This is a genomic window from Bacillus sp. FSL P2-0099, from assembly GCF_038007445.1.
GTDB lineage: Bacteria > Bacillota > Bacilli > Bacillales > Bacillaceae_G > Bacillus_A > Bacillus_A mycoides.
Genome location: NZ_JBBOXE010000001.1, coordinates 4,382,333 through 4,402,089, shown reverse-complemented (window position 1 = coordinate 4,402,089; position 19,757 = coordinate 4,382,333). Strand labels below are relative to the sequence as shown.

Annotated in this window: 19 protein-coding genes and 2 other annotated features; all 19 genes read left to right on the top strand. The window is 37.3% G+C overall.

Annotated elements, in window-relative coordinates:
* Nucleotides 1-20: 20 nt before the first annotated feature.
* The 19 genes from hemB to MKY90_RS22665 all read left to right on the top strand — a co-directional run bounded on the left by hemB (nt 21) and on the right by MKY90_RS22665 (nt 19,754).
* Entirely contained in the window at nt 21-1,010 is a 990-nt protein-coding gene (gene hemB / locus MKY90_RS22755) for a porphobilinogen synthase (RefSeq protein WP_002015358.1), read from the top strand.
* A complete protein-coding gene (gene hemL, locus MKY90_RS22750) occupies nt 1,010-2,299 on the top strand; it encodes a glutamate-1-semialdehyde 2,1-aminomutase (protein ID WP_002034163.1) in 1,290 nt (429 codons plus the stop codon). Before hemB ends, hemL begins: the two co-directional genes overlap by 1 nt.
* Before the next feature lie 79 nt (nt 2,300-2,378).
* Nucleotides 2,379-3,386, top strand: coding sequence for a stage VI sporulation protein D (gene spoVID, locus MKY90_RS22745; protein WP_002015360.1), 1,008 nt, complete (start codon nt 2,379-2,381; stop codon nt 3,384-3,386).
* Nucleotides 3,387-3,458: 72 nt separating this feature from the next.
* A complete protein-coding gene (gene ysxE / locus MKY90_RS22740) occupies nt 3,459-4,484 on the top strand; it encodes a spore coat protein YsxE (protein ID WP_002129265.1) in 1,026 nt (341 codons plus the stop codon).
* Nucleotides 4,485-4,618: 134 nt separating this feature from the next.
* Nucleotides 4,619-4,850: a binding site (T-box leader), on the top strand.
* Nucleotides 4,851-4,888: 38 nt separating this feature from the next.
* Nucleotides 4,889-7,534, top strand: coding sequence for a valine--tRNA ligase (locus MKY90_RS22735; protein WP_002129263.1), 2,646 nt, complete (start codon nt 4,889-4,891; stop codon nt 7,532-7,534).
* 94 nt (nt 7,535-7,628) lie between these two features.
* On the top strand, nt 7,629-8,930 hold the full coding sequence (locus MKY90_RS22730) for a bifunctional folylpolyglutamate synthase/dihydrofolate synthase (protein WP_002129261.1): 1,302 nt from the start codon (nt 7,629-7,631) through the stop codon (nt 8,928-8,930).
* 164 nt (nt 8,931-9,094) lie between these two features.
* On the top strand, nt 9,095-10,057 hold the full coding sequence (locus MKY90_RS22725; protein ID WP_002129259.1) for a hypothetical protein: 963 nt from the start codon (nt 9,095-9,097) through the stop codon (nt 10,055-10,057).
* A gap of 219 nt (nt 10,058-10,276) precedes the next feature.
* On the top strand, nt 10,277-10,852 hold the full coding sequence (locus tag MKY90_RS22720) for a Maf family protein (RefSeq protein WP_002129258.1): 576 nt from the start codon (nt 10,277-10,279) through the stop codon (nt 10,850-10,852).
* Between the two features lie 51 nt (nt 10,853-10,903).
* Nucleotides 10,904-11,581, top strand: coding sequence for a DNA repair protein RadC (radC, locus tag MKY90_RS22715; RefSeq protein WP_002015368.1), 678 nt, complete (start codon nt 10,904-10,906; stop codon nt 11,579-11,581).
* A 158-nt stretch (nt 11,582-11,739) separates the two neighbouring features.
* Nucleotides 11,740-12,759: a cell shape-determining protein MreB gene (mreB, locus tag MKY90_RS22710; protein WP_002015369.1), complete on the top strand. Its 1,020-nt coding sequence runs from the start codon at nt 11,740-11,742 to the stop codon at nt 12,757-12,759.
* A 41-nt stretch (nt 12,760-12,800) separates the two neighbouring features.
* The gene (gene mreC / locus MKY90_RS22705; RefSeq protein WP_002129256.1) at nt 12,801-13,652 is read left to right on the top strand and encodes a rod shape-determining protein MreC; all 852 of its coding nucleotides are present in this window, start codon (nt 12,801-12,803) and stop codon (nt 13,650-13,652) included.
* 14 nt (nt 13,653-13,666) lie between these two features.
* Complete coding sequence (gene mreD, locus MKY90_RS22700; RefSeq protein WP_002015371.1) at nt 13,667-14,212, top strand: rod shape-determining protein MreD; 546 nt, start codon at nt 13,667-13,669, stop codon at nt 14,210-14,212.
* A gap of 35 nt (nt 14,213-14,247) precedes the next feature.
* Nucleotides 14,248-14,934, top strand: a complete 687-nt coding sequence (minC, locus tag MKY90_RS22695; protein WP_002015372.1) for a septum site-determining protein MinC — start codon at nt 14,248-14,250, stop codon at nt 14,932-14,934.
* Nucleotides 14,935-14,936: 2 nt separating this feature from the next.
* Nucleotides 14,937-15,734: a septum site-determining protein MinD gene (minD, locus tag MKY90_RS22690; protein WP_000503308.1), complete on the top strand. Its 798-nt coding sequence runs from the start codon at nt 14,937-14,939 to the stop codon at nt 15,732-15,734.
* Between the two features lie 133 nt (nt 15,735-15,867).
* On the top strand, nt 15,868-16,614 hold the full coding sequence (locus MKY90_RS22685) for a M23 family metallopeptidase (RefSeq protein WP_002034147.1): 747 nt from the start codon (nt 15,868-15,870) through the stop codon (nt 16,612-16,614).
* On the top strand, nt 16,607-17,467 hold the full coding sequence (locus MKY90_RS22680; RefSeq protein WP_002088816.1) for a M50 family metallopeptidase: 861 nt from the start codon (nt 16,607-16,609) through the stop codon (nt 17,465-17,467). The genes MKY90_RS22685 and MKY90_RS22680 overlap by 8 nt, the downstream gene beginning before the upstream one ends.
* A 42-nt stretch (nt 17,468-17,509) precedes the next feature.
* On the top strand, nt 17,510-18,919 hold the full coding sequence (locus MKY90_RS22675; RefSeq protein WP_002015376.1) for an Rne/Rng family ribonuclease: 1,410 nt from the start codon (nt 17,510-17,512) through the stop codon (nt 18,917-18,919).
* Between the two features lie 77 nt (nt 18,920-18,996).
* Nucleotides 18,997-19,075, top strand: a sequence feature (ribosomal protein L21 leader region).
* Nucleotides 19,076-19,089: 14 nt separating this feature from the next.
* A complete protein-coding gene (rplU, locus tag MKY90_RS22670; protein WP_000270907.1) occupies nt 19,090-19,398 on the top strand; it encodes a 50S ribosomal protein L21 in 309 nt (102 codons plus the stop codon).
* Between the two features lie 11 nt (nt 19,399-19,409).
* Nucleotides 19,410-19,754 (top strand): ribosomal-processing cysteine protease Prp, encoded by a 345-nt coding sequence (locus tag MKY90_RS22665; protein WP_002138477.1) that lies wholly within the window; start codon nt 19,410-19,412, stop codon nt 19,752-19,754.
* The last annotated feature ends 3 nt before the right edge of the window (nt 19,755-19,757 follow it).

Below are 19,757 nucleotides of genomic sequence, written 5' to 3'. Positions count from 1 at the left end.
AAGAATGGGGATAGAAATCTATGAATTCTTTACAATTTAATCGTCATCGTCGTTTAAGACAAAGCGGGGGCATGCGTGCGCTTGTACGTGAAACATTTTTACATACAGAAGATTTTATTTACCCTATTTTTGTATTAGAAGGAGAAAATACTCGTAATGAAGTTCCTTCTATGCCAGGCGTATATCAAATGTCTTTAGATTTATTGCAAGCTGAAATGCAAGAGGTCGTTGATTTAGGTATTCGTTCTGTTATTGTATTTGGTTTACCTGCTGAAAAGGACGAAGTTGGATCATCGGCATATTGTGAGCATGGAATTGTACAGCGTGCAATTAAGCAAATTAAAGATGAGTTCCCAGAGCTAGTAGTAGTTGCAGATACATGTTTATGTCAATTTACAAGCCATGGTCATTGCGGTGTTATTGAAGATGGCGTTATTTTAAATGATGAGTCTCTTGCAGCTCTTGCAAAAACAGCTGTAAGTCAAGCGAAAGCAGGGGCAGACATTATTGCACCATCTAACATGATGGACGGATTCGTAACAGCAATTCGCCATGCATTAGATGAAAATGGTTTCGCGCACGTACCAGTTATGTCGTACGCTGTGAAATATTCATCAGCATTTTACGGACCGTTCCGTGATGCAGCACATGGTGCACCGCAGTTTGGTGACCGTAAAACATATCAAATGGACCCAGCGAACCGTATGGAAGCATTCCGTGAAGCAGAATCAGATGTAATGGAAGGGGCCGACTTCTTAATTGTAAAGCCAGCTCTTTCTTATCTAGATATCGTTCGTGATGTGAAAAATAACTTTAACTTACCAGTCGTTGCTTATAACGTAAGTGGTGAATATTCGATGATTAAAGCAGCAGCACAAAATGGTTGGATTAATGAAAAAGAAGTTGTACTTGAGAAATTAATTAGCATGAAACGCGCAGGAGCAGACTTAATTATTACGTATCATGCAAAAGATGCAGCAAGATGGTTACAAGAAGGAGGCGCTAAATAATGAAAAAATTTGATAAATCGATTGCGGCGTTTGAAGAGGCTCAAAATTTAATGCCTGGAGGCGTAAACAGCCCTGTCCGTGCTTTTAAGTCTGTTGGTATGAATCCGCTGTTTATGGAGCGCGGAAAAGGCTCTAAAGTATATGATATCGATGGGAATGAATACATCGATTACGTATTATCGTGGGGACCTTTAATTCATGGTCATGCGAATGATCGTGTTGTTGAGGCTTTAAAAGCTGTTGCTGAAAAAGGAACAAGCTTTGGTGCACCAACAGAAATTGAAAATAAATTAGCGCAGCTTGTTATCGAGCGTGTACCATCAATTGAGATTGTGCGTATGGTTAACTCTGGAACAGAGGCGACAATGAGCGCGCTACGTTTAGCTCGTGGTTACACTGGACGTAACAAAATTTTGAAATTCATTGGTTGTTATCACGGTCATGGTGATTCTTTATTGATTAAAGCAGGTTCGGGTGTAGCAACGCTAGGTTTACCAGATAGCCCTGGTGTACCAGAAGGTGTAGCGAAAAATACGATTACAGTAGCGTATAACGATTTAGAAAGTGTAAAATATGCTTTCGAACAATTCGGTGATGACATCGCTTGTATAATTGTAGAACCAGTGGCAGGGAATATGGGTGTTGTTCCCCCTCAACCAGGGTTTTTAGAAGGACTTCGTGAAGTGACAGAGCAAAACGGTGCACTACTTATTTTTGATGAAGTAATGACAGGATTCCGTGTTGCTTATAATTGTGGACAAGGTTACTACGGTGTAACTCCTGACTTAACTTGTTTAGGTAAAGTAATCGGTGGTGGCTTGCCGGTAGGAGCATACGGTGGGAAGGCAGAGATTATGCGTCAAGTTGCACCAAGCGGACCGATTTACCAAGCTGGAACATTATCGGGTAATCCACTTGCAATGACAGCAGGTTATGAAACGTTAGTGCAGTTAACGCCAGAATCATATGTGGAATTTGAGCGTAAAGCAGAAATGTTAGAGGCTGGACTACGTAAGGCAGCTGAAAAGCATAATATCCCGCATCACATTAATCGTGCAGGTTCTATGATTGGTATTTTCTTTACAGATGAGCAAGTTATTAATTATGATGCAGCAAAATCTTCAAACTTAGAATTCTTTGCAGCTTACTATCGTGAAATGGTAGAACAAGGTGTATTTTTACCACCTTCTCAATTTGAAGGTTTATTCTTATCGACAGCACATAGTGATGCAGATATTGAGGCGACAATTGCGGCGGCCGAAATTGCAATGTCAAAATTAAAAGCATAATTTCTTAGAGAAAATCGCTTTCCATTAGGGGAGCGATTTTTTTTATTCATAAAGTAGCCTTAGGGAACATAAATCTGTAATGACATATAGTTTGGGAGGGGGAAAAGAAGTGGCAACAGATCATTCATTACGATTTTCATTAAAAGAATCTGTTTGGTTCCAGAAGGGACAGGAAGTCGAAGAACTTTTGTCAATTTCGTTAGATCCAGACGTTGAGATAGAGGAGCTCGATCATGAAGTTATCGTGAGGGGGCAATTAGATTTAACGGGAGAGTATGTTGCAAGGCAAGATGATTCAGCTTATTCATTAAGAGAGCTATCACCAGCAAAGGCAATTGATTATGTAGAAACAAGGGCAGACGGGGTTAATGAGCTTGTCCATTCCTTTCCGCTCGAAATATCAATTCCAAGAAATCGAGTGAAAGTAATTGAAGAATTATATGTATCAATCGAGGAATTTGATTATGAATTAAAGGAAAATGGTTGCTTACAACTATTAGCGGATATATCTATTACAGGTTTATGTGACGAAGAAAGAACCGAGGATGAAGAGGAAGAGACTGTGTATGCCGAGTTGGAAGCTGATTCAGCTGAAGAAGATGAAAGTAGACCTGCGCCGCACGAAGAGGTACCAGCCTATAAAGAATCAGATGGATGGGAAGATTATGCATTTGAGCCGTTTCAGTTAGAAGAAAGAAAAGAGCAAGAAATAGAAGAAGAGGAATTAGAAGAACATGAACTTGTGGAGCGTGAAGAGGAGCAAGAAAAGACGCCACAATTTGAATTGTTCGGGCGGAAAAATTTCAAGAAAGAAAAAGCGAAAAAGCAGGAAGAGCCAGAGGAAGAAGCATATTCACAGCGAGATGAAAATGCACTTTATTTAACGAAATTATTTACGAAAGAACCAGAAGAAGAATTTACGAAGTTAAGAATGTACTTCGTACAAGAAGGAGATACAATTGAATCGGTTGCAGAACGTTATGAAACGACTGTACAAAGCTTATATCGTGTAAATCAATCAGAAGATATATATTTAACTACAGGGCAAATTATATATATTCCTGTTTCAAAAGCAACAGTGAAATAAGTGAGTGAGTTTTTTCACTCACCTCTTTTCTTTTCCTAGAAGCTATGTTTTGAATAAGAAAGGGTTATTCGTATGGATATTGAATTACGAAATCGCTATGAACCCATTGTGAGGCAATATAGATTGGACACTCAGCATATGGAAGAGCACGGAAGTGTAATGAAAATTTATACGAATCAAGGTCCGTATGCGTTAAAGAAAATACAAGATAGAAAATTAGAGCGGAATAATTTTTTACACCATATTCAATATTTGAAGGAGAAAGGTTTTTCGAATTATGTACCTATCTATCACACGACGGACGGGAATTATGTTTTAAGTGATGGGGCGTATAGCTATTATTTAATGCCTTGGTTAGAACGTGCGGAAGGAAATGGCGAAGATAATGATCAATACCATAAGATGTTTCAAACGCTCGGGACGTTGCATCAAAAAACGGTGAAAGAGGAGACTTATACAGAAGAAGATTTAGAAAAACATTATACAAATATATCCGACCGTTGGGAAAATGATGGTGAGATATTAGAAGAGTTTCTTGTAGAATCAGAAGCGAAGTGGTATATGTCTCCATTTGAATTACAATATTGTACGTATTATCACCACGCTATGAGAGCACGTGAGTTCGCAACGAAACAATTAAGTGAATGGCATGATGCAATGAAAGAAAAGGAAAAAACACGTACTACTTTCGTTCATGGAAATGTATCGCTTAATCACTTTTTATTTGATTATGAACGAAACGGTTATTTTATTAGTTTAGAAAAGTCTCAGTTTGCTACACCGGTACAGGATATCGTCAGCTTTTATTCAAGGTCTTTGAACACATATCCAATTGCGCGGAGCGACCGCTTTGAATGGTATCAAATGTATCAAAAAAATTTTCCATTTACGAAAGAGGAGCAGCTTCTTATGTTTGCGTATATGACGTACCCGTCGCATTTTATTCGGCAAATTCAGTCGTATACGAAAAGAAGAAAGAGTCGTAATGAAGAAAATGAGCTTCGCGGGGTAAAAATTCTGCAGCAATCGCATTGGCTCATTAGTAATACAGAATATTTCCTTTCGCAATTACAAGCTGCCCAGCAAGGGAACGGATAAAGAAGATAAGTAGGGAGAACCCTGCTTATCTTTTTTTATTAGTTCCATAAAGAGATAAAAGCCGTAGTTTCAAATTTATCTTGACGAATAAGGTTTCGTTTTTTACACTATTGTATATAATAATTAACAATCACATAAATGCATTGAAGGGGAAGAGTATAACATGAAACGTCTTCAGAGAGGGGAACCATTGGCTGGGAGGTTCTCTAGATAGTTATGTTAGAAGGTAGCCCTGGAGCATCTTTTCTGAACGGAATGATTCTTATTAGGAAAAGACGGATTTGTCCGTTATCAAATTAAGAGTATAAGCAAATTCTGAATTTGTTTGTAAATAAAGGTGGTACCGCGATGTCCCTCGTCCTTTTTTGGATGAGGGGCATTTTTTATTTTAAGGAGGGAAAATAATGTCAAACACGGAAAATAATTTACCAACTAAATATGATCATATGTCCGTTGAAGAAGGCCTTTACAAGTGGTGGCTTGAAGGCAAATATTTCGAAGCAACAGGAGATGAGAAGAAACAACCATATACAATTGTAATTCCACCTCCGAACGTAACTGGTAAGTTACACTTAGGTCACGCTTGGGATACGACGCTTCAAGATATTTTAACTCGTACAAAGCGTATGCAAGGTTACGATGTATTATGGCTTCCAGGAATGGACCATGCTGGTATCGCAACGCAAGCGAAGGTAGAAGGAAAACTTCGTGAAGAAGGTATTTCACGTTACGATCTTGGTCGTGAGAAATTCCTTGAAAAAGCTTGGGAATGGAAAGAAGAATACGCTTCTCACATTCGTCAACAATGGGGAAAAGTTGGTTTAGGACTAGACTATTCTCGTGAACGCTTCACATTAGACGAAGGTTTATCTAACGCTGTTAATAAAGTATTCGTTCAATTATATGAAAAAGACTTAATTTATCGCGGTGAGTATATCATCAACTGGGATCCAGCAACACGCACAGCTCTTTCTGATATTGAAGTAATTCATAAAGAAGTTCAAGGTGCATTCTACCATATGAACTATCCGTTAACAGACGGTTCTGGTCACATTCGCCTTGCAACTACTCGTCCAGAAACAATGCTTGGTGATACAGCGGTAGCAGTTCATCCAGAAGATGATCGCTACAAACATTTAATCGGAAAAACAGTTACACTTCCAATCGTAGGCCGAGAGATTCCGATTATTGCTGATGAATACGTAGAAAAAGACTTCGGAACAGGCGTTGTGAAAATTACACCAGCTCATGACCCGAATGACTTTGAAGTAGGTAACCGTCATGACTTACCACGTATTTTAGTAATGAACGAAGATGGAACGATGAACGAAAAAGCTGGTAAGTATAACGGTATGGATCGTTTCGAATGCCGTAAAGAGTTAGTGAAAGACTTACAAGAAGCTGGCGTATTAGTAGAAATCGAGCCTCATATGCACTCAGTAGGTCATAGTGAGCGTAGCGGTGCAGTTGTTGAGCCTTATTTATCAACACAATGGTTCGTAAAAATGGCTCCACTTGCAGAAAAAGCGGTAGAACTTCAACAAAAAGAAGAAGAAAAAGTAACGTTCGTACCAGAGCGTTTTGAAAACACATACTTACGCTGGATGGAAAACATTCATGACTGGTGTATTTCTCGTCAATTATGGTGGGGACACCGCATTCCAGCTTGGTATCATAAAGAAACTGGTGAAGTATACGTAGGTACAGAAGCGCCAGCAGATCTTGAAAACTGGAATCAAGATAATGACGTGCTTGATACATGGTTCAGTTCAGCATTATGGCCATTCTCAACACTTGGCTGGCCGAATGAAGATGCAGCAGACTTTAAAAAGTTCTATTCAACAGATGCTTTAGTAACTGGTTATGATATCATCTTCTTCTGGGTATCTCGTATGATTTTCCAAGGTTTAGAGTTTACAGGAGAGCGTCCATTTAAAGATGTATTAATTCACGGTTTAGTTCGTGATGAGCAAGGACGTAAAATGAGTAAATCTCTTGGTAACGGTATTGATCCGATGGATGTTATCGAGAAGTACGGTGCAGATGCGATGCGTTACTTCTTATCAACAGGAAGTGCACCAGGTCAAGATTTACGTTTCAGCATGGAAAAAGTAGAATCTACTTGGAACTTCATTAATAAAATTTGGAACGCATCACGTTTCGTATTAATGAACATGGATGACATGAAGTATGAAGAAATCGATTTAACTGGTGAAAAATCAGTTGCAGATAAGTGGATTTTAACTCGCTTAAACGAAACAATCGAAAGTGTAACACGTAACATGGATAAATATGAGTTCGGTGAAGCTGGTCGTTCATTATACAACTTCATTTGGGATGATTTCTGTGACTGGTACATTGAGATGGCGAAACTTCCACTATACGGTGAAGATGAAGCAGCTAAGAAAACAACTCGTTCGATTTTAGCTTACGTATTAGACCAAACAATGCGTCTATTACATCCATTCATGCCATTTGTAACAGAGAAAATTTGGCAGCATTTACCGCATGAAGGCGAGTCTATTACAGTAGCAGCATGGCCAACAGTTCGCGAAGATTTACAAGATAAAGAAGCGGCAGCAGAAATGCACCTTCTAGTTGATATCATTCGCTCTGTTCGTAACATCCGTGCGGAAGTAAATACACCAATGAGCAAAAAAGTTCAAATGCAAATTAAAGCAAAAGACGAGGTAGTACTAGCTCAGCTTACGAAAAACAGTTCTTACATCGAGCGTTTCTGTAACCCAAGTGAACTAACAATTAAGATTGATTTACAAGCGCCAGAAAAAGCGATGACTGCAATCGTATCAGGTGCAGAGTTATTCTTACCGTTAGCTGATCTTATCAATCTTGATGAAGAGAAAGCGCGTCTTGAAAAAGAACTTGAGAAGTTTGATAAAGAAGTAGAACGTGTACAGAAGAAACTTTCAAACCAAGGATTCGTAGCGAAAGCTCCTGCAGAAGTTATTGACGGAGAGCGTGCGAAAGAGCAAGATTACCTAGAAAAACGCGAAGCGGTTCGTCAACGTCTAGCGGATCTTGAGAAATAAAAATGTTTTTCAGAGACTCACTATATTGGTGAGTCTCTTTTCTTTGCGTATAATAGAATTAAGAAGTTTGTCTTTTGAAAGGGGAATAGCAAACGTGATACATACATACGAAGAAGCGATAAACTGGATTCATAGCCGATTGAAATTTGGGATAAAACCAGGGCTAGAAAGAATGCAATGGATGTTAGAAGAACTCGGAAATCCAGAGCGTCATATAAAATGTGTTCATCTTGCCGGCACAAATGGAAAAGGTTCAACTTTAACATATATGCGCTACATGTTAGAAGGCGCGAAATATAAAGTAGGAACGTTTACATCGCCTTACATAGAAACATTCAATGAACGTATTAGTGTAAACGGAATACCGATTGCAGATGAAGAGATTGCGGAACTTGTAAATATGGTAAAGCCAGTCGTTGAAAAATTAGATGAGACGGACTTAGGAGAAGCGACTGAGTTTGAAATCATTACAGTAATGGCAATTTATTATTTCGGTAAAGTTAATTTCTGTGATGTTGTTTTATTTGAAACGGGGCTTGGGGGAAGATTTGATTCTACAAATGTTATTCATCCGGTTCTCACGATTATTACGAATATCGGCCACGATCATATGCATATTTTAGGCAATACACTAGGAGAAATTGCATATGAAAAGGCAGGGATTATTAAGTCTGGTGTTCCAGTTATTACTGGTGTGAAAAATGAAGAAGCATTGCAAGTAATTCAAAAGGTTGCTAAGGAAAATCATGCAAGCTTATATGAACTTGGAAAACAGTTTACAACACTACATAAACATTCTAATAAAGATGGGGAACACTTTGATTTTGATTGTCCATTTGCCTCGTTTGAAAATGTTCGGATTTCAATGAAAGGCATTCACCAAGTAGGCAATGCAGCACTAGCGCTTATGGCAGTAATGTATTTAAAAACATATTTATCATTTTTAATTAATGAAGAGGAGATGAAAGTTGGCTTACAAGAAGCATACTGGATTGGTCGATTTGAAAAGTTACAAAGTAATCCAGATATTATAATAGATGGTGCTCATAATCCAGAAGGTATTGAAAGTCTTGTAAAAACAGTAGAGGCACATTATAAAAAGAAGAATGTAATAGTTTTATTTACTGCTCTTGGTGACAAACAGTTACATAACATGGTAGGGCAATTAGAAAAAGTTGCTGATGAAATAATATTTACGACGTTTGCCTTTGATCGTGCCATTTCTGCTGACAAGCTTGCATCGTATTCACAACAAGAGTCAAAATTAGTTTTTGAAGATTGGAAAGAGGCAATTGATACAAAGGTTGACAGGATAGGAGAACATGATGTTTTTATCATAACAGGTTCTTTGTATTTCATTTCCGAAGTTAGAAAATATATTCGCGAGAAAAACTAGATAGTCTTTGCTATCTAGTTTTTTGTTCTACAAATGAAGTCAAATGCATACATATAAGATAATAATATAGGGTTATTTGACGAATTCCTCTGACAAATATCTCGTTTTTTTGTGGAATGAATATGATATGATGCGGACAATGACAAGAGGTGAGGTGTGAGTGTATGGACAAGCAATCACGAACGATCTCGGTGAAAGTAAATGGAACAGAAGCGAAGTATGAGGAAAAAAAGAAGGATGAGTTTGACTGGATGATAGCAGAAAGTGAGAGACCGAAAAATGTAGTTCCGTTTCAAAAAGCGAAATCAGTATCTATGGAAAAATATCGAAAGAAGTGGAGCAATACAATAATCGCAATCGTTGCAACTGCAATAATTATCGGTACTGCATTTGGGATGGGTATGATTCATTTATTAACTGGACAAGGGACGACAGGAGAAGGTAAGGTAACGGCTTCGAAGCAGACAGGTAATGAGGAACAAAAGGTGGGTGGAACGGCAGAACAAACACCAACACCGAAAGAGGAAAAACCAAAGGCACAGGTAGGAACGTCATTAGAACCAATGAAACTATTTTTCGTTCAAGGAGGGCTTTATTCCTCTGAAGAAAAAGGACAGGCTGCTATTGAAGAGTGGAAAAGTAATGGGGGCGTGGCTACTTTGAAACCGAGTGGTGATAAGTATGCGTTAGTTGTTGCTATTACGAGCGATGAACAGGCTGTTAATCAATTAATAGATCAGTATAAGCAAGATGGTGTTTCAGTTTTGAAAAAAAATTGGGATATTACAGATAAAGCATTGCTCAAAAATGATAAAGAAGTAGGAATGTTTTTAGCGAAAGTGCAGCCATTATATACTCATTTAGCAAAATATGTGTCCAGCGTACAAACTAGTGGAAAAAGTAATCCAAAAGATATAGAAGCGATTCAAAAAGAGTGGAAAGCTATGGAAAAGGAAGGGAAGAGTATGAAGCGTGAAGATGCAAAGAAGCTTTATACGTATACGTCAATAGCGGTGCAAACGATTAAGGAAGGGAAGAGCGATAAGGAATCTGTAGCTAAATTAAATCAAGTTATTATTGATGGTATACTTTCGTATGAAAAAATGGTTTCACAAAAAGTGAAATAATAGGATAATGAAATGACGAAGAAAGAAGTACATATACTTCTTTCTTTTCTTTTGAATTTAGAACAAAGTGCTTTCTGTATGGGCAGCATATAATCGTATTTAAAAAGAACTATTATTTTGTTTAGAGAAAATGATATTTCTAGAATTTGTGGGGAAACTATTCCTTTGATACGATTGATTTGAATTATTCTGCTTCATGTGAGAAGGGAAGGAGAAAATATGAGGAAAATTATTTTAGCTTCAGGGTCACCTAGGAGGAAGGAACTGCTTGAATTAGCAGATGTGCCATTTGAAATCGTTGTTAGTGAAGTAGAAGAGACGATTGGTGCATATTCATCACCTTCTGATATTGTTATGTCGCTTGCTTTGCAAAAAGCATCTGCTGTGGCAGAAAACCATAGTAATCACGTTGTACTAGGTGCAGATACAATTGTTACATATGATTCGCGTATTCTTGGAAAGCCGTCTAATGAGGCTGAGGCGAAAGAAATGTTACGATTATTATCGGGGAAAACACACGAAGTATACACAGGTGTTGCAATTATATCGAAAGAAAAAACGGTAACTTTTTATGAACGTACAGAAGTAACATTTTGGGGATTAACAGAAGAGGAAATAGACGTATACGTTGCATCGAAGGAACCACTTGATAAAGCAGGGAGCTATGGAATTCAAGGTAAAGGGTCTATTTTTGTTCAACATATTCAAGGGGACTACTACAGTGTAGTTGGCTTGCCAATTGCGCGTCTTGTCCGTGAATTAAAACAGTTTGATAGCGATGTAACCCATGCGTAAAATTGCATGGGGTTTTCTTTAGGAGAAATCGTAAAAAAAAGGGGTGGAGAGATGAACGGTATTCGTGATGTTGTGAGAGAAGAACAGCCACGGGAGCGTTTATTGTTAGAAGGAGCAGGAAGTTTATCGAATCGAGAACTTCTTGCAGTTTTACTCAGAACGGGTTCTAAAGAAGAAACGGTGTTAACGTTATCAGATAATATTCTCCATCATTTTGACGGCTTACGAATGTTAAAGGATGCAACGTTAGAAGAGATGATGAGCATTCATGGTGTTGGGATTGCAAAGGCGTCGCAGCTTATGGCTGCTTTTGAATTAGGTAGAAGAATGGTACGTTTAGAATATCAAAATAGATATAGTATTCGAAGTCCAGAAGATTGTGCGAGTTATATGATGGAAGAGATGCGTTTTTTGCAACAGGAGCATTTTGTTTGTTTATATTTGAATACGAAAAATCAAGTTATACATAGGCAAACTATTTTTATTGGAAGTTTAAATACGTCGATTGTGCACCCAAGGGAAGTTTTTAAAGAAGCGTTCCGTCGGGCAGCAGCCTCTATTATATGTCTTCATAACCATCCCTCAGGAGATCCGGCGCCGAGCCGTGAAGATATTGAAGTTACAAAACGATTAGTAGAATGTGGTCGAATTATCGGAATTGAAGTACTTGATCATATCATAATAGGTGACCATAAATTCGTGAGTTTAAAGGAAAAAGGTCATATTTAAGACTATTCTTTTTACTTATTTTGTTTTATAATGTGATTTATGAGTTTTTTGTAGAAAATTATCTACAAAAAGGATGCAGATATAAAAAAACGTACTGTTTTTATAAATATAAAGTAAGAAAAATGAGTCCGTGAAAATAAGAAGGGAAGATAAATGATATGTTTGGATTTGGTGGATTTACTCGCGATCTTGGAATAGACTTAGGAACAGCGAATACGCTTGTATATGTGAAAGGGAAAGGTGTAGTTTTACGTGAACCTTCAGTAGTAGCATTACAAACTGATACGAAACAAATCGTTGCGGTAGGTAGCGATGCAAAACAAATGATTGGTCGTACACCAGGAAACGTAGTGGCACTTCGCCCTATGAAAGATGGTGTAATTGCTGATTACGAAACAACAGCAATAATGATGAAATACTACATTCAACAAGCTCAAAAATCAAATGGATTCTTCTCACGTAAACCATACGTAATGGTATGTGTACCATCTGGTATTACAGCTGTAGAAAGACGTGCAGTAATCGATGCGACTCGTCAAGCTGGTGCTCGTGATGCTTATCCAATCGAAGAGCCATTTGCAGCAGCAATTGGTGCAAACTTACCTGTTTGGGAGCCGACTGGTAGTATGGTTGTTGATATCGGTGGTGGTACAACAGAAGTTGCAATTATTTCTTTAGGTGGTATTGTAACAAGTCAATCAGTTCGTGTTGCTGGTGATGATATGGACGATTCAATCATTCAGTACATTAAGAAAAGCTACAACTTAATGATTGGTGAAAGAACAGCAGAAGCACTAAAATTAGAAATCGGTTCTGCAGGCGAGCCAGAAGGTATTGAGCCTATGGAAATTCGCGGTCGTGATTTAGTAAGTGGTTTACCGAAAACAGTACTAATTCAACCAGAAGAAATTGCAGATGCATTAAAAGATACAGTAGATGCAATTGTAGAATCAGTTAAAAATACGTTAGAAAAAACTCCACCTGAATTAGCAGCGGATATTATGGACCGCGGTATCGTATTAACGGGTGGCGGGGCATTACTACGTAACTTAGATAAAGTTATTAGTGAAGAAACAAATATGCCAGTTCTTGTTGCAGAGGATCCATTAGATTGCGTAGCAATTGGAACGGGTAAAGCATTAGACAATATCGACCTTTTCAAAACTGCTGCTCGATAATATTGCAAAATAAAAATCAATGAAATTAAGAGGGTGTGAACGTGCCACAGTTTTTCTTAAACAAAAGATTAATTGTTTTGTTAGTTAGTATTATTCTTCTCGTGGCATTGATTGGAATCTCATTGAAAGAACGGAACAGTTTATCATGGCCAGAGCAGTTTATAAAAGATACTGTCGGTGTTGTAGAACGTGTATTCCAAAAGCCAGCGAATTATGTTGCCGGATTCTTCGAGAATGTAGAAGATGTAAAGCGCACGTATGAAGAGAATAAAAAGCTGAAAGCAAAATTAGATTCTACCGCAGATTTATCTGCCGTAGTGAAAAATTTAGACGATGAGAATAAAAAACTACGAGAATTAACTGGTAAAGAAAAGTCCCGTGGTGATTATACGGAAGTACAAGCTAGTGTGGTTTCTCGTAATCCCGATAAATGGTACGATTTAGTTGGAATTGATAAAGGAGCACAGCAAGGGATCAAAAAAGATATGGCTGTTGTAACTCCGAAAGGTTTAGTTGGACGCGTAAAAAGTGTATCTCAGTTTACATCGTCAGTAGAGTTGTTAAGTTCGATGAGCCGAACAAACCGTGTTTCTGCTATTGTACAAGGACAAGAAAATATCTTTGGATTAATTGAAGGTTACGATAAAGAAAAACAACTACTTCTTTTCACAAAGATTAGCTCTGATGCAGAGGTACAAAAAGATCAACTAGTTGTAACATCTGGACTTGGTGATATCTTCCCTAAAGGTCTTGCGATTGGGAAAATTGTTGATGTTCAGCCAGATCCATACGGTTTAACAAAAACGGCTTATGTAAAACCATCCGCTGATTTGAATGATGTAGAGCATATTATAGTTGCAAAACGTGATATGCCTACAGCGCCGTTAGAATAGGAGGGAGAGAAGAGATGATGACGATTTTAAAAAGAGCAGCTCTTCCTCTTTTGCTCCTTTTTGTTTTTTTATTTGAAAATATGTTCTCTACTGTTGTTCCAACAGACGTCTTTTGGAAAGGCAGTATAGCAGCACCGCATTTCTTTATAATTGTGTTATGTTTTATTACAGTGTACTATAGTCCGGTTCAAGGGATTTACTACGGACTATTATTTGGTTTCTTATTTGATACCGTATACACGGAACTTGTCGGTATATATATATTTGCTTATCCGATTTTAGCTTATTTAGTTTATAGTGTGATGAAAGTATTACAATTGAATTTATTTATTGTCGCTTCTATCGTACTGGCTGGCATTGCAGCATTAGAGTATTATGTGTATGGGTTTTTAACTTTGTTAGGACGTACTCACATGTCAGCATCTGTCTTTTTCACAGATCGTCTCCTTGCTACTTTATTGCTAAATGGAATTTTCTTATTAATAGTTTGTTTCCCACTGAGACGATATTTAGTGCGTCTTTCAAAAGCGATAGAAGAAAAAGAAAAAAGGATTTTCTAATTTTATGTCGAATTGAATCGGTGGGGTGAACTTTAGTGGAAGAAAAAAAGCAACAAAATGTAACGATAAAAGGGACAAAAGATGGAATAACACTTCATTTAGATGATTGCTGTTCATTCTCTGAGCTACTAAAAGAATTGGATGAAAAGCTTTCTACACATTACTATGAGAGTGACGGACGTTCTTTAATTGAAGTGCGTGTTAAAGTAGGAAATCGCTATTTAACAGAAGTACAACAAGAAGAGATTCGTACGTTAATTCGCAATAAGAAGAACCTTGTTGTAGAATCAATCGAAAGTGATGTTATAACAAAAGCAGAAGCAATAGCTTGGAAAGAAGAAACAGAAATTGTCCCTATTTCCAAAATTGTTCGCTCTGGACAAGTGTTACATGTAAAAGGCAATTTATTATTAATTGGAGATGTTAATCCAGGCGGAACGGTTATCGCTGGGGGGAATATTTTTGTCTTGGGATCATTAAGAGGAATTGCACATGCGGGGTATGATGGAGATTCAGAAGCTGTTATTGCTGCATCTATTATGAACCCTATGCAACTCCGAATTAGTGATGTGACAATGCGGGCTCCGGAAGAGAAAGAAGACGGAGCAGAGGCGGCAGAATGTGCGTACATTAATGAGAATAATCACATTGTTGTCGATCGCCTGCAACTTCTCACTCATCTTAGACCTAATTTAACAAAGTTAGAAAGGGGAATTGTATAGCTGTGGGAGAGGCAATAGTAATTACATCTGGAAAAGGCGGAGTAGGTAAAACTACAACGTCTGCGAACATTGGTACAGCCCTTGCGTTATCTGGAAAAAAAGTGTGTTTAATTGATACAGATATCGGTTTACGCAATTTAGACGTAGTAATGGGGCTAGAAAATCGTATTGTATTTGATCTTGTTGATGTCGTTGAAGGGCGTTGTCGTTTACCTCAGGCTCTTATTAAAGATAAGCGTTTTGATGATCTTTATTTATTACCTGCAGCACAAACGAGCGATAAATCGGCGGTAACACCTGAACAAATGGATGAATTAATACAAGTATTACGTCAAGATTATGATTACATATTAATTGATTGTCCTGCGGGGATTGAGCAGGGGTTTAAAAATGCAGTAGCAGGTGCGGATAAAGCAATCGTTGTAACAACACCAGAAGTATCCTCAATGCGTGATGCGGATCGTATTATCGGGCTTTTAGAGAAAGAGGATATTGAACCACCGAAACTTGTAATTAACCGTGTGCGTAGTCATATGCTTCATGAACAGGATATGTTAGACGTTGATGAAATTGTACGTACACTGTCAATCGAGCTTCTTGGAGTTGTCGAGGATGATGATGAAGTTATTCGTGCTACGAATACAGGTGAACCTGTAGCGCTGCAACCTAGCGGGAAAGCAGCAATAGCTTATCGTAATATTGCAAGACGCTTGTTAGGTGAGAATGTACCATTACAAGCATTTGAACAAGAAAAAGTATCGGTATTTACAAAGATGAAAAATTTCTTTGGAATCCGTTAAAAGCACTTCGCATAAATGCGGAGTGCTTTCTTTTTTCTTCGCATGAATATCTTCCTTCTATAACTCATACATATGTACAAACTGTATATAACTGTTTCTATTTGAATAAGGCTAACGAAAGAAAGGAGACAGTATGAAGAATAGACGTGTGGAAGAAATTAAAAAGCGGATTGCGAAAAGGAAAGCAGAGCAAGAATTGCTAGAAGAAGAGCAGTATTTTGCGGGAGGAGATTTTGATAGCGAAACGGTCTTTATTGAAGAGGGGGAGAAGGAAATTCATCCTCTATTTCGAAAAGAAGTTTTTCTCTTCAAAGTTTTGCTATCAGCAATATTAGTTCTTTCGGTTGCTATTTTATTTAAGAACGCACCTTCTTCTTTTGATGGTACTAGAGCTGTTACAGAAAAAGTTATGCAAGAAGAATTTCAATTTGCTACTATATCGAAATGGTATGAAAATCAGTTTGGAAAACCTCTCGTGTTCTTTTCTCCAAATGAGAAAAAAGAAGAGGCTATTCAGCAAAAGGATTATGCGATTCCTGCCTCTGGAAAGGTGATGCAAGGATTTCAAAAAAACGGCCAGGGTGTATTTGTTCAAACGGCTACAAATGCAACGGTGGAGTCAGTAAATGAAGGTATAGTTGTTTTTGCGGGCAAGAAAGAGGAACTTGGAAATACAGTTCAAATTCAGCACGCTGATGGTACGGAGTCATGGTATGCAAATTTAAATGATATGTCAGTAAAATTATATGATTACGTTTCAAAGAAACAAAAAATTGGAATAGTGAGTAATGATGAAAATAATAAAAATGGCAAATTTTATTTTGCAATAAAAAAGAATGAAAAATTTATTGATCCAATTCAGGTGATTTCATTTGATTAAATATAGGGATGTTTTCACGAAAATTTCTGTGCATCCGTTGTTTTGGGTTATTATTGTCATTGGTATTTTTACAGCACGTTTTAAAGAGTTACTATTACTATTTTGTATCGTTTTAGTTCATGAACTTGGGCATGCTTTTGCCGCAGCGTATTATAATTGGCGTATTAAACAAATTCAGCTTTTGCCGTTTGGTGGCGTAGTTGAGATGGAAGAACATGGGAATAAATCTTTAAAAGAAGAATTAATTGTCGTTATGGCGGGGCCAATTCAGCATATATGGATGATTGCGGTCGCTTACATTTTGTATAAAGCGGGCTGGGTAACTGACGATTTGTACCATTTCTTTGTATGGAATAATGTCATTATTTTAGGGTTTAATTTATTGCCTATTTGGCCACTTGATGGTGGAAAAGTATTATTTAATGTATTATCATATCGTTTTCCCTATTTACAAGCACATGAAAAGATGATGAAATTGTCATGTGTTTTTTTTAGTGTAATATTAGGATGGCAGTTACTTTGGAATAGTAATAACATTATGATGTGGGTATTACTCGTTTTTCTAGCGATTTCTTTATATCAAGAATGGAAACAAAGACGGTACGCATTTATGCGTTTTTTATTAGAGCGTTATTATGGGAATAAAAGAGATATTGAAAAAATAGCACCTATTGAGGTGAAAACGGAAGATCATTTATATACGATTTTCACAAAATTTCGCAGAGGATATAAACACTCTATTATCGTCCATGGAAAATATAAAGAGCATTACACATTGGACGAAAATGAATTGTTGTATGCGTATTTTGCTGAAAAACGAACAACCTCATCTGTTGAAGAATTAATTGGTTAGTGTTGACGACGACACTAACCTTTTATATTGTAAGGAAAAGAAATGAAAAGTGAGGAAAGAATTTTGAAGACGTTATATATTAACTACACTGGTTCGGAAAAGCGTGTTGCGATAGAAGAGAAACAAAAAATTGTAGAGCTTTTATGGAAACGGAATGAAGAGCAGGAGATTGTCGGACATATTTATGTTGGGCGTATCGTAAGAACAATTGCTGGAATGAACGCAGCCTTTGTAAATATCGGATTAGAAAAACATGCATATCTTTCATTTGATGATGTACCATCTTCATATCGCATACATGAAGGACAGGCGATACTTGTACAAGTTGTGAAAGAGGCAATTGATACGAAGGGGCCAAAATTAACGGCGAAGATAGAAGTTACCGGAAAATATGTCGTTTACATGCCCTATGATGACATGCGCGCTGTTTCTCGGAAAATAAAAAATAATAAAAGAAGACAACAGTTACTGGGAATTGAAGTAGAAGGAACAGGTGGATACATTTTCCGTTCTGCTTCTGAAAAAGGAACGATCGATGAAATACAAGCTGAAATGCAAGGGTTGCAGCAGTTATATGAAGAGTTAAAAAGAAAAGAAGATCAAGGGAAGGCGCCCTTACTACTTCATCAACCAGCGACGTTTTTAGATCGTGTATTTCAGGAGAACCCAATTGAAACAATTGAAAAAATAGTTGTAGATACGAGAAGTATAGTAAAAGAATTAGAAGAAAAAGTAGGGAAAGAAAGAGTATCCTTTTATAATGAAAAATCTTCGATGTTTAACCACTTTGGAATAGATCGTGAAATCGAGAAAGCACTTCAAAAAATTGTGTGGCTACCAAATGGTGCCTATCTAATTGTAGAACAAATGGAGACGATGACTGTAATTGATGTGAATACAGGTAAATTTACTGGAAAACAAAATTTACAAGATACCGTATTTCGCACAAATGAAATGGCTGCTGAAGAGATTGCTCGTCAATTAAGACTTCGTGATATTGGCGGGATGATATTAATTGATTTTATTAATATGAAAAGACGGGAAGATAAAGAGAAGGTAAGAGAGCGTTTAATGATAGCTTTACAAGATGATCGCACATATACAAGAGTGCTTGGGTTTACAGAGTTAGGTATTTTAGAGATGACGCGTAAGCGCAAGAAACATTCGTTACGTGACGTATTATTAGAAGAGTGTGCGCCTTGTAAAGCGACAGGTTACGTTATATCTAATGAAACAATTGCGTATGAGCTAGAGAGAGAGCTTATTACTTATGGTAATATAGAGGATGAAGCTGTATTGATTGGTGCTTCAAAAAAAGTACAAAAACATTTTTCACAAAAAGAATTACAAAAAAATATTCCATTTGAAATTTATTTCAAAGATGATATTATCGAAAAGTACGCTATTATCCGTTTTGGAAGTAAGAAAGAAATTGTAGAACGGAAAAAATAGTTAGCAGAACATTCATTGACAATAGTCAATGAGTCATGGTAATATTTTTATGTTATAGTTTATAGCACCTAAACTGCTATATGCTACAACCGCACAAGACAGGTTCCCTAAAGACATTTTATGTCTACCTCGTTTTTGGCGAGTCTTAGTAATTAAGAGGAGGTGCAAGTATGTACGCAATTATCGAAACAGGTGGAAAACAAATTAAAGTTGAAGCTGGTCAAGCAATCTACATTGAAAAATTAGATGTTGAAGCTGGTGAAACTGTTACTTTTGACAAAGTTCTTTTCGTTGGTGGCGAAAACGTGAAAGTTGGTAGCCCAGTTGTAGAGGGTGCAACAGTTACTGCGAAAGTTGAAAAACAAGGTCGCGCTAAGAAAATCATCGTTTTCAAATACAAAGCGAAAAAGAACAATCGTAAGAAACAAGGTCATCGTCAACCTTACACTAAGCTAGTAGTTGAAGCTATCAACGCTTAATTCTGGTTAAGATGATTAAGATTACGATAAGTCGCACGAAACTAGGAAGTATCCGATCATTTAAAATGACTGGACATGCCAATTATGCGCCACATGGACAAGATCTTGTCTGTGCTGGAACTACAGCGGTTGTGTTTGGTTCTATAAATGCAGTGGAAGAACTTTGTAATGTGCAGGCAACTATTGAACTCGGAAGTGATGGCGGATTCTTGACGTATGAATTGCCTAATGATTTAGACGTTCATACAGCAGAAAAAGCACAAATACTTTTAGAAGGATTGGTTGTTTCACTTAAGACGATTGAACTTGATTACGGAAAGTATATCCGTTTAATAGAAAAAGTGCAGGAGGTGTAACGT

What these genes read in the sequence shown, in the direction of transcription:
- hemB (WP_002015358.1), top strand. Translation starts at nt 21, where the DNA reads ATGAATTCTTTACAATTTAATCGTCATCGTCGTTTAAGACAAAGCGGG.
- hemL (WP_002034163.1), top strand. Translation starts at nt 1,010, where the DNA reads ATGAAAAAATTTGATAAATCGATTGCGGCGTTTGAAGAGGCTCAAAAT.
- spoVID (WP_002015360.1), top strand. Translation starts at nt 2,379, where the DNA reads ATGACATATAGTTTGGGAGGGGGAAAAGAAGTGGCAACAGATCATTCA.
- ysxE (WP_002129265.1), top strand. Translation starts at nt 3,459, where the DNA reads ATGGATATTGAATTACGAAATCGCTATGAACCCATTGTGAGGCAATAT.
- MKY90_RS22735 (WP_002129263.1), top strand. Translation starts at nt 4,889, where the DNA reads ATGTCAAACACGGAAAATAATTTACCAACTAAATATGATCATATGTCC.
- MKY90_RS22725 (WP_002129259.1), top strand. Translation starts at nt 9,095, where the DNA reads ATGGACAAGCAATCACGAACGATCTCGGTGAAAGTAAATGGAACAGAA.
- MKY90_RS22720 (WP_002129258.1), top strand. Translation starts at nt 10,277, where the DNA reads ATGAGGAAAATTATTTTAGCTTCAGGGTCACCTAGGAGGAAGGAACTG.
- radC (WP_002015368.1), top strand. Translation starts at nt 10,904, where the DNA reads ATGAACGGTATTCGTGATGTTGTGAGAGAAGAACAGCCACGGGAGCGT.
- mreB (WP_002015369.1), top strand. Translation starts at nt 11,740, where the DNA reads ATGTTTGGATTTGGTGGATTTACTCGCGATCTTGGAATAGACTTAGGA.
- mreD (WP_002015371.1), top strand. Translation starts at nt 13,667, where the DNA reads ATGATGACGATTTTAAAAAGAGCAGCTCTTCCTCTTTTGCTCCTTTTT.
- MKY90_RS22685 (WP_002034147.1), top strand. Translation starts at nt 15,868, where the DNA reads ATGAAGAATAGACGTGTGGAAGAAATTAAAAAGCGGATTGCGAAAAGG.
- MKY90_RS22675 (WP_002015376.1), top strand. Translation starts at nt 17,510, where the DNA reads ATGAAAAGTGAGGAAAGAATTTTGAAGACGTTATATATTAACTACACT.
- rplU (WP_000270907.1), top strand. Translation starts at nt 19,090, where the DNA reads ATGTACGCAATTATCGAAACAGGTGGAAAACAAATTAAAGTTGAAGCT.
- MKY90_RS22665 (WP_002138477.1), top strand. Translation starts at nt 19,410, where the DNA reads ATGATTAAGATTACGATAAGTCGCACGAAACTAGGAAGTATCCGATCA.